This is a genomic window from Aeromonas aquatilis, from assembly GCF_054052405.1.
The window spans coordinates 34,977-49,296 of record NZ_JBSTYP010000017.1 but is presented as its reverse complement, the minus strand read 5'-3'; the positions used below and the strand labels follow the sequence as shown (position 1 = coordinate 49,296).

The 14,320-nt window shown below is 61.1% G+C and carries 13 protein-coding genes and 1 pseudogene; 9 read left to right on the top strand and 5 right to left on the bottom strand.

Going from position 1 to position 14,320, the window contains the following annotated elements:
* Positions 1–102: 102 nt before the first annotated feature.
* Together ACW5W8_RS08715 and ACW5W8_RS08710 are read right to left on the bottom strand one after the other, a co-directional pair.
* On the bottom strand, positions 103–1,239 hold the full coding sequence (locus tag ACW5W8_RS08715) for a 3-phenylpropionate MFS transporter (protein WP_498627385.1): 1,137 nt from the start codon (positions 1,237–1,239) through the stop codon (positions 103–105).
* A gap of 289 nt (positions 1,240–1,528) precedes the next feature.
* The gene (locus ACW5W8_RS08710; protein ID WP_498627383.1) at positions 1,529–3,634 is read right to left on the bottom strand and encodes a TonB-dependent hemoglobin/transferrin/lactoferrin family receptor; all 2,106 of its coding nucleotides are present in this window, start codon (positions 3,632–3,634) and stop codon (positions 1,529–1,531) included.
* Positions 3,635–3,827: 193 nt separating this feature from the next.
* Here ACW5W8_RS08710 and ACW5W8_RS08705 point away from each other — a divergent pair, with 193 nt between their 5' ends.
* The 3 genes from ACW5W8_RS08705 to ACW5W8_RS08695 are packed head-to-tail and all read left to right on the top strand — an operon-like array spanning position 3,828 to position 5,800.
* Positions 3,828–4,799, top strand: a complete 972-nt coding sequence (locus ACW5W8_RS08705; protein WP_498627381.1) for a ChaN family lipoprotein — start codon at positions 3,828–3,830, stop codon at positions 4,797–4,799.
* A 25-nt stretch (positions 4,800–4,824) separates the two neighbouring features.
* Complete coding sequence (locus ACW5W8_RS08700) at positions 4,825–5,379, top strand: cysteine hydrolase family protein (protein WP_498627379.1); 555 nt, start codon at positions 4,825–4,827, stop codon at positions 5,377–5,379.
* Between the two features lie 37 nt (positions 5,380–5,416).
* Positions 5,417–5,800 carry a hypothetical protein gene (locus ACW5W8_RS08695; protein WP_498627377.1) on the top strand — a complete coding sequence of 128 codons (384 nt, stop codon included), beginning with the start codon at positions 5,417–5,419 and terminating at the stop codon, positions 5,798–5,800.
* A gap of 87 nt (positions 5,801–5,887) precedes the next feature.
* Here the strand turns inward: ACW5W8_RS08695 and hutZ are convergent, their stop codons facing one another.
* Both hutZ and hutX read right to left on the bottom strand, forming a co-directional pair.
* Complete coding sequence (hutZ, locus tag ACW5W8_RS08690) at positions 5,888–6,445, bottom strand: heme utilization protein HutZ (protein ID WP_042658521.1); 558 nt, start codon at positions 6,443–6,445, stop codon at positions 5,888–5,890.
* Positions 6,442–6,954, bottom strand: coding sequence for a heme utilization cystosolic carrier protein HutX (gene hutX / locus ACW5W8_RS08685; RefSeq protein ID WP_498627374.1), 513 nt, complete (start codon positions 6,952–6,954; stop codon positions 6,442–6,444). The genes hutZ and hutX overlap by 4 nt, the downstream gene beginning before the upstream one ends.
* A gap of 170 nt (positions 6,955–7,124) precedes the next feature.
* On the opposite strand from hutX, the gene ACW5W8_RS08680 reads away from it, so the two are divergent.
* From ACW5W8_RS08680 to btsR, 6 genes and pseudogenes are all read left to right on the top strand, one after another.
* On the top strand, positions 7,125–7,976 hold the full coding sequence (locus tag ACW5W8_RS08680; protein WP_498627372.1) for a heme/hemin ABC transporter substrate-binding protein: 852 nt from the start codon (positions 7,125–7,127) through the stop codon (positions 7,974–7,976).
* A complete protein-coding gene (locus tag ACW5W8_RS08675) occupies positions 7,973–9,004 on the top strand; it encodes a FecCD family ABC transporter permease (protein WP_206877592.1) in 1,032 nt (343 codons plus the stop codon). The genes ACW5W8_RS08680 and ACW5W8_RS08675 overlap by 4 nt, the downstream gene beginning before the upstream one ends.
* An 11-nt stretch (positions 9,005–9,015) precedes the next feature.
* Positions 9,016–9,846 (top strand): heme ABC transporter ATP-binding protein, encoded by an 831-nt coding sequence (locus ACW5W8_RS08670; RefSeq protein WP_498627370.1) that lies wholly within the window; start codon positions 9,016–9,018, stop codon positions 9,844–9,846.
* A gap of 231 nt (positions 9,847–10,077) precedes the next feature.
* A pseudogene (locus ACW5W8_RS08665) lies at positions 10,078–11,435 on the top strand (endonuclease/exonuclease/phosphatase family protein).
* Positions 11,436–11,681: 246 nt separating this feature from the next.
* Complete coding sequence (locus ACW5W8_RS08660; RefSeq protein WP_498627369.1) at positions 11,682–13,376, top strand: LytS/YhcK type 5TM receptor domain-containing protein; 1,695 nt, start codon at positions 11,682–11,684, stop codon at positions 13,374–13,376.
* Positions 13,370–14,107, top strand: a complete 738-nt coding sequence (gene btsR, locus ACW5W8_RS08655; protein ID WP_498627368.1) for a two-component system response regulator BtsR — start codon at positions 13,370–13,372, stop codon at positions 14,105–14,107. The genes ACW5W8_RS08660 and btsR overlap by 7 nt, the downstream gene beginning before the upstream one ends.
* A 30-nt stretch (positions 14,108–14,137) precedes the next feature.
* Here the strand turns inward: btsR and ACW5W8_RS08650 are convergent, their stop codons facing one another.
* Positions 14,138–14,284: a hypothetical protein gene (locus ACW5W8_RS08650; RefSeq protein ID WP_498627364.1), complete on the bottom strand. Its 147-nt coding sequence runs from the start codon at positions 14,282–14,284 to the stop codon at positions 14,138–14,140.
* Positions 14,285–14,320 lie beyond the last annotated feature (36 nt).

The window sequence follows — 14,320 nt, the reverse complement described above, 5'->3', positions numbered from 1 at the left end:
TTGATAATTTGTGTGCAGGTTCGGCCAGTCTAGAGAGACTGGCCGAAAAAGTCATGCATCAAGAGGCGCACTCCCTGCCCCCTTGAGCAGTTCAATCCCTGCTCACGCGGTAACGGTTGAGTGTCGCAGCCGCAGGAAGAACACCGGCAAGACCACCAGCACCATCAGGAAGAAGATGCCGCCGCCGAGAGGCTCGAATAGCACGCCGCAAAGTGCCATCAGGGCCGCCACCGTCATGCCGAGGCCAAGGGCCGCATAGAGCGCCTGGGTCGGGATCAACTGCTCGGCAGGCAGCTGGCGAGTCATGAAACGCACCGCCCCCAGATGACTCATACCGAACGTCACCGAGTGGAGCAATTGCCCCAGCACCAGCACCCACAACTCGGTCGAGGCACCCAGCAATACCCAGCGCACCACACAACCGATGGCACCGGCGATAAAGAGACTCTGGGCGCCAAAGCGCTGCAAGAAGCGCTTGTCAGCGGCGAACATGCAAATCTCCGCCACCACCCCGAGCGCCCAGAGATAGCCGATGATGGTGCCGCTATACCCTTGCGCCTTCCAGTAGATGGCGCTGAAGCCGTAATAGGCGGCATGGCTCCCCTGCAGCAGAGCTGTCAAAAGCAGGAAGCGGCGCACCGGCGCGCTGCGCAGGGTTGCCAGCAAGGATGCTTTGGCCCGCTCGCCCTGACTATCCTGTGGCGCCGGATAGAGCGGCAGCCAGCTGAGCAGCAGCATCAGCACCAGCCCCGCCACCATGGTGTGCAAAATCCACTCACTACCGAAATTGCCCACCAGCGCCCCCACCAGGGTCGAGGCGACGATAAAGGCAAACGAACCGCACAGCCGCACCTTGCCGTAATCGAGGTGAGCCTGTACCACCATGCGGGTTGCCAGCGCCTCCCCCACCGGCATCAGGGTCGGATAGATAAAGTTCGCCAGCAGGGTCAAGCCCACCAGCCACCAGAGGTTATGACTGAGATAGAAGCCGAGAAACGCCAGCAGACTGAGCAGGGAGAGCAACCGGGTAACCGGCAGCAGATGGCCCGCCCCCTTGATCTGCCCCATTACCATCAGGTTGCCGGCAAAGCGGATCGCCATCCCCGCCCCCAGCAGCAGACCAATCATCTCGGCGCTGACGCCCACCCCCTCCAGCCAGAGCGACCAGAACGGCAAGTAAGCGCCGTAGACAAAATAGAAGGCGCCGAAAAAGAGCGCTAACCAGGAAAACGCGGGCATAGATCCTCTGCAACCGGATGACGGGAGCAGAATGATAACCCATCCGCCCCCGCAGATCCCGATGGAAACCCTGCGCAGAAAACGAAAAAACTTCAATAAAATTGAACTATTACCGAAGAGGCGGGGTCTACTTGATAACACCTCCTCCTGGTTAGTGTTGCAATCCTTCCACCCGCCCATGGCGGGTTTCTTTTTTAGGCAAACATCTGCTCTGCGCCATCGTCACAACATGGCGGCCACAAAAAAGGGGCCGAAGCCCCTTTGATCATCTGCGTCTGTTGTTTGCTCTTTAGAATACGTATTTGACCCGTGCACTCACGTTGCGGCCCGGTTCGGTCATCATGCTGTTATCGGAGCCCTCGGCACGACCAGCGATGCGCTCGTAGCTGGTGTACTCCTTGTCAAACAGGTTGAAGACCCCGACGTTGAGCTGCAGGTCGGTCATCGGGTTGAACTGGGCGTACATATCCACCACACCCCAACCGGCGCTCTTCACGTAATCCTTGCCTTTGCTATCTTTACGGACTTTGTCCATGTCGTCAGCAAAGCGCAGCGCGGTGTTGAAGTTCCATTGGGACTGTTCCAGACGCACACCGACGGAGCCGTTCAGCGGGCTCAGGCTGTTGATGTAGTTGCCATCCCCATCCTTGCCTTCGATGTAGGCGAGGTTGCCCCAGACATTAACGATATCGTTGAGCCAGTAATCCGCCTTGGCTTCGACCCCTTTGGTGGTCGCCTTGCTCAGGTTCTGGTACTGGTAGACGGCGGTGCGCCCCTCTTTGCCCACTTCCACCATCTCGATGAAGTCTTCAAACTTGTTGTAGAAGCTGGCCACTTCATAGCTGAAGCCGTTGCTGCTGCCACGTACGCCGAGATCGATGCCGTCGCTGCTCTCCGGATTGAGGTTCGGGTTGGGCTCGATGCGATAGCCGTACGCCTGATGGTTCAGGGTGGAGAAGGCGCTGTCATACATGGGGGCCTTGAAACCGTGGCTGTACTGGGCGAACAGGTTGGCCGCCTCGTGGGCCTTGAACACCAGACCCAGCTTGGGTGACAACTCCCCTTCCGAGAACTTGTGCAGCTTGTCGCCTGTGTAGGCCGGATCGTTGTCCGGGGTCATCCGGTAGTAGTCATAACGGGCTCCCGGGGTCAGCACCCAGCGCTCGCCAAACTTGATCTCGTCAAAGGCCCACAGGGCGCTGCGCTCGCTGGTGGTAGCCGGGAAACTCAGCTCGTTGTAGCCGACAAAATCACCGGGAGTCGTCGGCCCCTTGTAACGGGTACGTTCGTTGTCGGTGTGCTCGTATTCAGCCCCCCAGGCCAGGCGGTGGTTGGCGACCGCCTTGTGGAACTGCAGCTGGGCGCCGATGTTCTTCTGATCGAACACGTTGTGATCCAGCGAGTTTTTGGTCACATAGGGGTTGCCGGGGTTAACCGGATACTTGGATGAGGCGTACTGATCCAGTGTCTGCTTGGTGCGGGCGAAGTAGACCTTGCTATCCATCCGATCAGCCCAACCTTGATTCAGCGCGATGCCGTGATCCAGCACCACAGAGAGGTTGTCGGTCTGCTTGTCGGTGATGGGCTGATCAAAGACACGGGCGGTGCCGGTACCGACCTTGTTGAGCTTGACCGCATCCGGCTCCTCGCCATCGGTCAGGTAGTCAACGGTCAGCTTGAGGAACTGCTCATCGGAGAGGTTCCACTTGCTCTTGAGCAGCAGGGCGTGGGTACCGATATCGAAGTCGTTTTTGGTGGAGTCGAAATTCTGGGTCACACCGCCATCGCGCCAGGTGTAGCGCAGCAGGTTCTCCACTTCGCCGGTGCGCAGGGCGCCGGTAAATCCCGCCATCTTCTGGTGGCTGCTGGAGGCGTAACCGCTGGTCACATCCAGATAGCTGTCCTTGCCCTTGAGGAAGTCGCTGGCATCCTTGGTGGTGATGGCAATTACGCCACCCAGCGCATCGGAGCCGTAGGCGGCAGACGCAGGCCCCTTGGCCACTTCTACCTGCTTGATCATGTCGGTATCAAAGTAGCTCTGGCCAACACCGCCCTTGCTGTAAGCATCGTTCTGGCGCACACCGTCGCGCACCACCTTGACCCGGTTTTCTCCCATGCCGCGGATGATGAAGGTCTGCGCATCCCCCTGACCGCCGAGCACGGTCACACCGGGTTCGTAGCGGAACAGGTCGGCGACGTTGGTGACGACCTGCTCTTCAATCTGCTTGGCGGTGATCACCGAGATGGGGCCGGAGACATCTTCCAGTTTTTGCTCCATCCGTGAGCCGCTGACGACCACGACTTCATCCGCCTTATGAGTGGCAGCAAAGACCTGGGAAGAGAGACCGGCCGCCACGGCGAGGGCAACCAGAGAGAGTGCGTTATGATGGGTCACAGCGAATCCTTATTGAGAACTGTTATCAAACAGGCCGCATATTACCCGGCTCTCGACAAAGATCAACAAGAAGCGAAATCATTCTCATTTGTTTTGAACCAAATTGGTTTTACACTGTCGCCCTGTGTTGCCCTTATTCTCTATTCGCCCCCCGAGATGCACCGGCATCCGGGCATATCAGCCGTGAGATCCCATGATTAGACGACTTCCCCTGCTCGCCCTGCCGCTGCTACTGGCAGCCTGTGCCACCCCCACCCAACCGACCCAGTCATCACAGTTGCAGACGCTCTATGACTACCGGCTAAGCGGCGAAAGAGAAGCAGACCTAACGCTAGAGCAGGCAATCGCGCGCATTGCCGACGCCGACATCATTCTGGTGGGTGAGCTGCACAGCCATCCCGCCGTGCATCTGTTGCAATCGCGCCTGCTGAGCGGGCTTTACACCACTGGCCAGCAGCACGGGCGGCCATTGGCCCTCTCCATGGAGCAGTTCAGCCGCGCCGATCAGAAGACGCTGGATGCCTATCTGGCGAACCAGATTGGTGAAGCGGCCTTGATCCGCGAAGGCAACGCCTGGCCCAACTATCCAAGCGACTACCGTCCGCTGGTGGAGTTTGCCAAGGCTCACCAGATGCCGGTGATCGCCGCCAACGCCCCCAAACCGCTGGTGAGCTGTGTCGGTCAGGAGGGGGCTGAGTGGCTCGACAAACTGCCCGCGTCGCGCCGCAGCCAGCTGGCCCGCCAATTGACGCTGGGGGATGATCCCTATCGCCAGAAATTTATGGCCTCCATGCACCACGGCGATGCCGACAGCAACGCCCGCCGCTTCGCCGCCCAGACCAGCTGGGATGACACCATGGCCGAGAGCATGGTGGATTATCTCGCCAAGCACCCGGGCCAGCAGATCATGCATATCGCCGGCAATTTCCACGTCGAGGGGGGGCTTGGACTCGCCAGTCGCATCGCCAGCCGCAATCCTGCCCTCAAGGTAGCGCTGGTCGTGCCCCGTACAGATGAGACCTCTGTTGCAGATCCCGCAGACGATGTGCAGGTAACCATCATGCCGCTGCCTAAGCGCTGGCAAAACAGTGACGAGATGAAGCAAGATATGGGCGCGCTGCATCAATCCCGCAGTCGTGACTGCAGCCAGTGGCTGCAACCCTAATCTTCCAGGAAACGGCGGGTAAAATATGGATGTGTTACTGATCATCGATGTGCAGCAAGGCTTGTTCAACGAGCCCCGTTACCGCCAGGAGCAGGTGCTGGCCAATATCAATCGGGCTGCGGCCCATGTCAGGCAACAACAGGGACGAGTCATCTATATCCAGCATGACTCGCCCCCCGGTACCGAACTGGAACCCGGCACCCCGGGTTGGCAGTTGCACAGTGCGCTGCAACCGGCCAAGGGAGAGAGCCGGGTGCGCAAAACGGCCTGTGACAGCTTTCTCGACACCGAGCTCGCCTTCCTACTGGCCGAGCAGCCGGTCGATCGACTGATCCTCTGTGGCTGCGCCACCGATTTCTGCGTCGACACCACGGTGCGCAGTGCCGCCTCCCATGGGTACGAGGTGCTGGTATTAAACGATGGTCACACCACCGCTGATCGCCCCCACCTGAGTGCGGCCCAGATCACCGAGCACCATCACTGGATGTGGCGCCACCTCAGTCTGCCGGAGGGGCGCAGTGTCACCCTGCTCACCACCGACGAGCTGCTGGCAGTCACACCCGCCCTGCAGCCGTGCTAATCTGCGAGCCTCGCTTCGTTTCTCACTGGAGTCTGTCGTGCGCCTGTTGTCTGCCACCCTGTTGTTGATTGTTCCCCTACTGTCGGCCTGCTCCAGCTTGCCCGGACAGAAGTATGACGGGCCGGAACCCCTGTTTCTGACCCACATCAACGAGGAGGGAAGCAAGCGTTTCACCTTTGAAGCCGCGCCCAACGACACCTTGCCGCGCGGCCTCTCGGCGGCTCAGAGTCAACGATTGCTGGAACAGCGGGAAGCCTTGCAGGAGAACCTGCTGACCGAGACCCTGGCGACCAAGCAGTATTGCCGCCAGGGCTACATAGTGCTGAGCCAGACCTCCTGGAAGGTGCGGGGAGAGTGCAACGAAACGGCCACCGACGCCGATCGTCGCGCTTTTCCCAACAAGATCTCCTGGCAGGATTGAACAGGCCGGATGAGATAACGCAATAAAAATGGGCAGCCAATTGGCTGCCCGTTTTGTTATAACGGCTGTCGTGGTCGACAGGGATCGTCAGACCGGCGCATCGGCCGGGCTGGTGAGCTCGGCACCGGTGTCGATGCGCTTATGCCCTTCCACCAGATGGACGAAATCCACCAGCTCGTCACCGGAGACCGCGAACGCCTGACCGAAGCCCTTGACGAACAGCCCCTGCTCCGGCTTGAGGCGGAACAGTTTGAAATCCTTGAGGTTGGAGAGACCCTTGATGATCTCGCCAAAACGCCCCTCCAGCGCCGCAACTGCCTTGCTCCAGCGAGCGTCATCACGGGCAACGACTTCAGCCACCGCATCGAAGGTCAAGCGCTTGCGGGCAAACAGCTCGCGGGCACCGCTCTCATCCTCGATCAGCATCAGGGATACCCGGGGCACCTGTTGCAGGTTGCGGGCGTGGCGGGCGATCTCGGAGATCAGCACATAGTAGCCATCTTCCTGCAACACGAACGGGGCATAGCTGGCGTTGGGATTGCCTTCGCCATCGACGGTGGCGAGCTGCAGGGTACGGCAGCTGTCGCGAAACTCGCGGATCTCCGGTTGCAGGCGGTTCTGCAGACGCTCCTGACGTTCACTCATGCTTTGACTTCCTCTTGAGAGTTGTGGCGCAGCGCCATAAAACGGGTGACCTGATCGGCCAGCAGCTGGCGTTTCTCGTCGCGACCCAGATAGACCTTGAAAATGCAGCGGCCGGTGTGACCGAAGAACTGGAAGGAGTGCCCCTCCTTGCCCATGAACAGCTTGCTGACCAGCGCAATCCCCGCCACGTTGTCGAGTTTGAGGTGACCATGCAACTCACCGTCGCGGCCCATCAGGTTGTAGTAACCGCGTGCGTCCTTGCCTTTCGGGAAGGGGGCTTTTACCTCGAAGATGGATCCTTCTGATTCGACGATGGTGGTCACCGGACCCCAGTTGGCCAGATCTTCCAGCAGAGCTTGTGCGCGATCGGCGGGCAACAGGGTCACCAGCTCTGCGGGCAGATGGCGAACCACCTCCCATTCGCTGATGGCAAGCTGGGCCGCCAGGGTGGACGGATGAGCGCCGGGATCCTGCTCCAGCAGCGCGTGAATGCGTTGTGCAATGCTCATGTTTTCTCCCTCTGCGGGACCATCTTGTCCCGCTGTTTATCATGGCGGCTACTCTAATAAAGCACTGGAATCAATGCAATTGATAATTGCTATCATTATCAGTGCATTTTTTCCAAAGCCTTGATATTCTCGGCGGCACACCCGTTTCATTCACCCCTTCGGAGGTTAGCATGGGCCGTCGTCTTGCCCTCGCCATCACCCTGCTCTGCAGTTCACTGTCCCCCTTCTCTGCCGTTGCCGCCGACGGACAGAAAGAGCGTATCGTCAGTATCGGCCCCGCCACCACAGAACTCATTCTGGCCCTTGGCGGTGAATCGAGCCTGATCGCCACCGATGTCAGCAGCCCCTTGCCAAAAGGGTTGCCCAAGGTGGGTTATCACCGGGCGCTGGCCGCCGAAGGGATCCTGAGCCTCTCCCCCACCCGACTGGTGGGCAGCGATGAGATGGGCCCGGCCCCAACCCTGGATCAGCTGCGCCGTGCCGGGGTCAAGGTGGAGGTAATGAATACCGCGCCTACTCTCGCCAACCTCAACCAGCGTATCGACACCCTCTCCAGCCTGCTGGGCGACAAAGCAGCTGGCGATCGCCTGAAGGCAGAGATCCAGGCTCAGACCGATCAGCTGGCGGCGCAAGCCAAACAGAACAAACCGCTCAAGGTTGCCTTCCTGCTGCTGCACAAGGGGCAACCCACCAGCATCGCCGGGGGGGACACCACTGCCAGCGCGCTGATCTCGCTGGCGGGCGGCATCAATCCGGTCGCCGAGTTGCGCAACTACAAGCCGGTATCCGCCGAATCCCTCATCGAGATGCAGCCCGATCTGGTGCTGGTCAGCGGTCGTGACTGGCAGCAGTATGCCGATCCGGCCAAGGTGCTGGCGGAAGTGCCCGCACTGGCGGCTACCCCGGCAGGCAAGCGCAACGCCATTCACGCCATCGACGGCCACGCCCTGCAAGGGGGCCTGAGCCTCAACTCCCTGCAACAGGCGAACCAGATCGCCCAATGGATCAAGCAGGGGTCATGATGCGGTTACCCCTCTCCTGGCTGCTTGCCTTCACCACGGCCGCCCTGGCGCTGTTGCTGCTCGGTTCGCTGGCAACCGGCCCCATGACCCTCACCCTGGGCGAGAGTCTGCGGGCGCTGTTTGCCGGGCAGGAGAGCGGGATTGAGTCACACAAACTGCTGATCGTGCAGGAAATTCGCCTGCCGAGAACCCTGCTCTGTATCGCAGTGGGGGGGATCCTCGGGCTCTGTGGCGCCGTGATGCAGGGGCTGTTTCGCAACCCTCTGGCTGACCCCGGCATCATAGGTGTCTCCGGCGGTGCGGCGCTCGGTGCGGCGCTCGCCATCGTGCTGCTGGCCCCCCTCGGCCAGCAGCTGCAAGCCACCATAGGGGTTGGTCTGCTACCGCTGCTCGCTTTTCTCGGCGGCGCGCTCACCACCACCCTGGTCTATCTGCTCGGCACCCGTGAGGGGGGCACCTCGGTCACCGTCATGCTGCTGGCCGGGGTCGCCATCACGGCGCTCTCCGGCGCGGTGATCGGTCTGCTCACCTATCTGGCGGACGATCAGATGCTGCGCAACCTGAGCCTGTGGCAGATGGGGACGCTGGCGGCAGGCAAACCGGCCGATGTGGCGCTGGCCCTGCTCACCCTGACGGCCCTGCTGTGGCTCTTTATGCGCGATGCCAATCCCCTCAATGCCCTGCTGCTGGGTGAGGGGGAGGCTCGTCATCTGGGGGTCAATGTGCAGTCCCTCAAACGTCGCCTCATTCTGCTCACCGCTGCAGGCGTCGGGGTGGCGGTGGCGGTATCGGGGATGATCGGCTTCGTCGGGCTGGTGGTGCCCCATCTGGTGCGCCTGCTGGCGGGCCCCAACCACGTCAGGTTGCTGCCGCTCTCGGCCCTGCTTGGCGCCGCCCTGCTGCTGGCGGCCGACATGCTGGCGCGCACCCTGCTGGCTCCGGCCGAGCTGCCGGTGGGCATCATCACCGCCCTGCTCGGCGCCCCCTTCTTCATCTGGCTGCTGGTAAAAGGCCGCCGCGCCCTGTGATACGGACTGTTATGCAACCACTCTCATCCGCACTCTCATCCTCACTCTCCTCCCCCCTGTTGAACTGCAGCCGACTGAGCCTGCGCCGTGGCCAGCACCAGATCCTGGATGGGCTCGATCTTAGTCTCGAGAGCGGCACCCTCACCGCGCTGCTCGGCCCCAACGGGGCGGGCAAGAGCTCGCTGCTCAAGTGCCTGACCGGCGAGCTGGAATATGAGGGTTCCATCACCCTGTTTGGCGCAGATCGCCGGCAGTGGGACAGCAGCCCGCTGGCCCACAGACTAGGGGTATTGCCGCAAAGCTCCTCACTCAACTTCCCCTTTCTCTGTGAAGAGGTGGTGGCCATGGGGCGCCTGCCCCACTGCGAACCCGCTCGCCGCAAAGAGGAGATAGTGGCCGCCGCCATGACCCATGCGGGGGTCGAACATCTGGCCAAGCGGCTCTATCCCGGGCTATCTGGTGGTGAGCGGCAGCGGGTACAGTTTGCCCGGGTACTGGCGCAAATCTGGCAGGCCCCCTCCCCGGCCGAGCAGCGCGAGCCTGAGCAACCCCGCTTGCTGCTGCTCGATGAACCCACTTCAGCCCTGGATCTGAAATACCAGCATCAGCTGCTGGCCATGGCGCGCGCCCTGGCCAGCCGCAACACCGCCGTGCTGGTGGTGTTGCACGATCTCAATCTGGCGGCGCGCTATGCCGATCGGCTGGTGATGCTGGAGCAGGGAAAACTGATGGCCGATGGCACACCAGCCGAAGTGCTGACCCCTGAGCTCATCGCCCGTCTCTATGACTATCCGGCCCAGGTGATCCATCATCCCGAGAGCGGCCTGCCGATGGTGGTGTGACAAATTCAGAGTGCGGTAACGGCAGGAAATGCGCCATTCATCCCGGAAACTGCAGCGTATAAACCGGTTTTTCACACCCCATATCGCCCTGTTAACATTCATCATCGCCAGATATGTGGTGTGAATATCCTCACACTTTGCTCAGGCAAAATCCCCGCAGCATCGCCGTCTACTTATAATGGCGCCGCCTCACAGAAGGCTTGACTCAATTGATGCTACGGAATAATTACAATGAAAAACCTCAACAAAACCCTACTGGCTGCTGCCATCTCTCTCGGGATGCTGGCTGCAACAGCGACAACGACTCAAAGGCAGCTGATCCCATGGTTCGTTTTGCCACCTTCAACCTCTCTTTTGACCGCACTGCCGCCGGTATGCTGACCGGTGAGCTGGCGCTGACCCGCACCGAGCAGGATGCCCTGCTGACCCGCCTCGCCGAAGGGAGCCTGAGCGGCGCCACGGAAACCAAAGCCAAGAACGTGCAGCAGATCCGCAACGTGGCGGAGATCATCCAGCGCACCCGCCCGGATGTGTTCCTGCTCAACGAATTCGACAACGACGGCAAAGGCGAGAGCACCGCCGATCTGAAAGCCTTCAACGACAACTATCTGGCCCACGCCCAGCACGCCGAAGTGACGGCCATCAGCTATCCGGTGATGCAGAACTTCGCCACCAACACCGGCCTGATGAGCGGTTATGACCTCAATCTGGATGGCAAGGTCAACAACGGCCCCGATGATGCCTGGGGCTTTGGCAACTACCACGGCCAGTACGCCTTTGCGGTGATGTCCAAATATCCCATCGACACCAAGCAGATCCGCACCTTCCAGAACTTCAAGTGGAAGGATATGCCGGGCGAGAAGAACCCCATCATCGATGACTGCAACAATCCCAAGGTCAAGATCCCAGCCAGCCGCCAGTGTGGCGATGCCTGGTATTCAGACGCAGCCTGGCAGCTGTACCCGCTCTCCTCCAAGAACCACGCTGATGTGCCGGTACGCATCAAGACCGACAAGGGGGAAGAGGTCATTCACTTCCTGATCTCCCACCCGACCCCACCGATCTTTGCCAACGCGGCGCGCCATACCGTCAAGCACAACCGTGCCGAGATCGCCTTCTGGAACGACTACGTCAAGGGTCTCAACTACATGACCGATGACAAGGGCACCAAGGGTGGATTGAAGCAAAACGCCAAGTTCGTTATCGCGGGCGATCTCAATGCCGATCCGCAAACCGGTGACGGTGACCTGAGTGCGATTCAGGATCTGCTTAACAATCCGCTGATGAATCAGGCCATCACCAATGGCACCCTGATCCCGGTCAGCGAAGGGGGCCCGGAGTGTGTCAGCAAGGGGGCCGACTGCAAACGCAACCTCAATCGCCCCAACCCGGAACGCATCACCAACTCCAGCGTGCTGCAGCTGGACCACGTCATCCCCTCCGCCAACCTCAACGCGGTGAAGAGCGGTATCTACTGGCCTGCCAGCTTCGAGGCGGGTTATCACCTGGTCTATGATGCGAAACTCGGCATCGCCAAGGGGGTCAGCTCGGATCACCGTCTGGTCTGGGTCGATCTGAAACTCGATTGAGCTACCCACTGACCGTCAATTCGGGGGCCTTCTGGCCCCCTTTTTGTTTTCGCCATATCGCCGCGTCTGCCGCTGGATCAGACTCCATGCTGAGTAACCAGACAGTTACCGCCCGCCACGGCGGCAGACGATTCGGCAAATCGTGCGCTACGCCACCATTCCGATACCCCTGTCTTGCAAGGGGGTATGGGGTTTGCTAATACTCCGCGTCCATTAAATGACCAACCATTACCGGGGCAACGAGCCGTGGCGTTTGAACAATTCACTCTGGTGATCTCGCTGTTCCAGCAGCTCTGCGTCTATCTGGTGATCGCCTGGCTGCTCTCCAAGACGCCGCTGTTCATGCCGCTCACTCAGGTGACCCTGAGCTGGCCCCACAAGATCCTCTGCTACCTCATCTTCTCCGGCTTCTGTGTCATGGGCACCTACTTTGGCCTGAGGGTAGAGGACTCCATCGCCAATACCCGCGCTATCGGCGCCGTGCTGGGGGGCATAGTCGGCGGCCCGGCCGTGGGACTGCTGGTGGGGCTCACCGGCGGCATTCACCGCTACTCGCTGGGGGGCTTCACTGCGCTGGCCTGTACCTTCTCCACCATCGCCGAGGGGCTGCTTGGCGGGCTGGTGCACCGCCACTTCGTCGCCCGCCACCGGCTCGACCTGCTGTTCAGCCCCTGGGTGGTGGGCTCGGTGGCCCTTATCGCCGAGCTGATGCAGATGGGGATCATTCTGTTGGTGGCCCGCCCCCTCGATGATGCCATCCACCTTATCGAGAACATCATCGCCCCCATGCTGGTGGCCAATACCCTGGGGGCCGCCATGTTCATGCGGATGATCCTCGATCACCGCGCCATGCTGGAGAAGTACTCGGTCGCCTTCTCCGCCCGCGCCCTCAAGATTGCCGAGCGGGCGATGCGGGTGCTGGACAAGGGCTTCACCCAGCAGGCGTGCCAGCAGATGGCGCGCATTCTCTACGAAGAGACCGGAGTGGGCGCGGTGGCCATCACCGATCGGGAGAAGCTGCTCGCCTTTATCGGCATCGGCGAGGATCACCATCTGCCGGGCACCGCCATCAATTCGGCCCACACTTTCAAGGCGATCCAGCACAACGAGGTGGTCTATGCCGACGGCAACCTCATCCCCTACAGCTGCAACCTGCATCCCCAGTGCCGGCTCGGCTCCTCGCTGGTCATTCCGCTGCGGGGGGAAGAGGGGTCGGTGGTTGGCACCATCAAGCTCTACGAGCCCAAGCGCAAGTTCTTCTCCTCCATCAACCGCACCCTGGGGGAAGGGATTGCCCGGCTGCTCTCCGGCCAGATCCTGGCCAGTAAGTACAACGAGCAGAAACGGCTGTTGGCACAGTCGGAGATCAAGCTGTTGCAGGCGCAGATCAACCCGCACTTTCTGTTCAATGCCCTCAACACCCTGTCGGCGGTGATCCGGCGCGACCCCGAAAGCGCCCGCACCCTGGTGCACAACCTCTCCACCTTCTTTCGCAAGAACCTCAAACGGCAGGGGGACGAGGTGACCCTGGCCGATGAGCTGGAGCATGTGAACGCCTACCTGCATATCGAACAGGCCCGCTTCGCCGAGCACCTGAGCGTGCAGATCCATATTCCCGAGCCGCTGATGGAGTACCGGCTGCCCACCTTCTCCCTGCAACCCATCGTCGAGAATGCGGTCAAGCACGGCATCTCCCAGATGTTCGAACCCGGCCTGCTGACCCTGACTGCCAGGGTTGAGGCGCAGCGAGTGGTGCTGGAGGTATGCGACAACGCCGGGCTCTACCAGACGAAACAGGAGGGGAGCGGCCTTGGCATGAACATAGTGGATCGGCGCATTAAGGCCCGTTACGGCGCCGAGTACGGGGTCGCCATCGACTGCGACCCCCATCAATCAACCCGGGTGAGGATCACCCTTCCCCTGCAGGAGAGCCCATGCTGACCGCCCTGATCGTTGACGATGAACCCCTCGCCCGCGAGGAGCTGCGGCTGCTGCTGGAGCAGGCGGGCAATATTCGCCTGCTGGGAGAGTGCGCCCACGCCATGGAGGCGCTGCCCGCCATCCATCGCCTCAAACCCGACCTGCTGTTTCTAGACATCCAGATGCCGCGCATCAACGGGCTGGAGCTGGTGGGCATGCTGGATCCTGACTTGCGCCCTCACATCGTCTTCATCACCGCCTACGACGAGTTTGCCCTGCGTGCGTTCGAGGAGAACGCCCTCGACTACCTGCTCAAACCGGTCACCGCGGAGCGGATGAACAAGGCGCTGGAGCGCATCCAGCGGCTACTCTCTCCCAAAGGCGAATTAGCTGGCCAACCGCTGCCGGATCCGACCCGCATCGCCCAACCCCTGCGCAGTATCCCCTGCACCGGCCACAACCGCATTCTGCTACTGCCCCTTGGCGAGGTGGAGTTCATCCACAGCGATCTCACCGGCAACCGGGTGATCAGCGGCCAGCAGCAGGGCACCACCGAGCTGACCCTGCGCACTCTGGAAGAGAAGACCGGCTTCGTGCGCTGTCACCGCCAGTACCTGCTCAACCCGGGCCAGATCCGCGAAATCCTGCTGCTGGACGGCGGGCTGGCGGAAGTGGTGACTCAGGGCGGCCACAAGGTGCCGGTGAGTCGCCGCTATCTCAAGCCCCTCAAGGAGCTGCTCGATATTCCCTGATGGGGCGGGACGCCTCATCCCACACCTGCTCTACCAGCTACCACTCACCCGCTGATCACGGCCGTCGGCACTCCCGCCAAACCACTCGGGGTCGCTTTTCTGCCACTCGCGGGCGGAACCCGGCCACTGACCTTTTCTTCCCTCCCCTTTCCCCACCGCATCGGTAGAGTGCAGCATGAGCCCGGCCAGACTGGCCACAGGAAAAGGAAACTC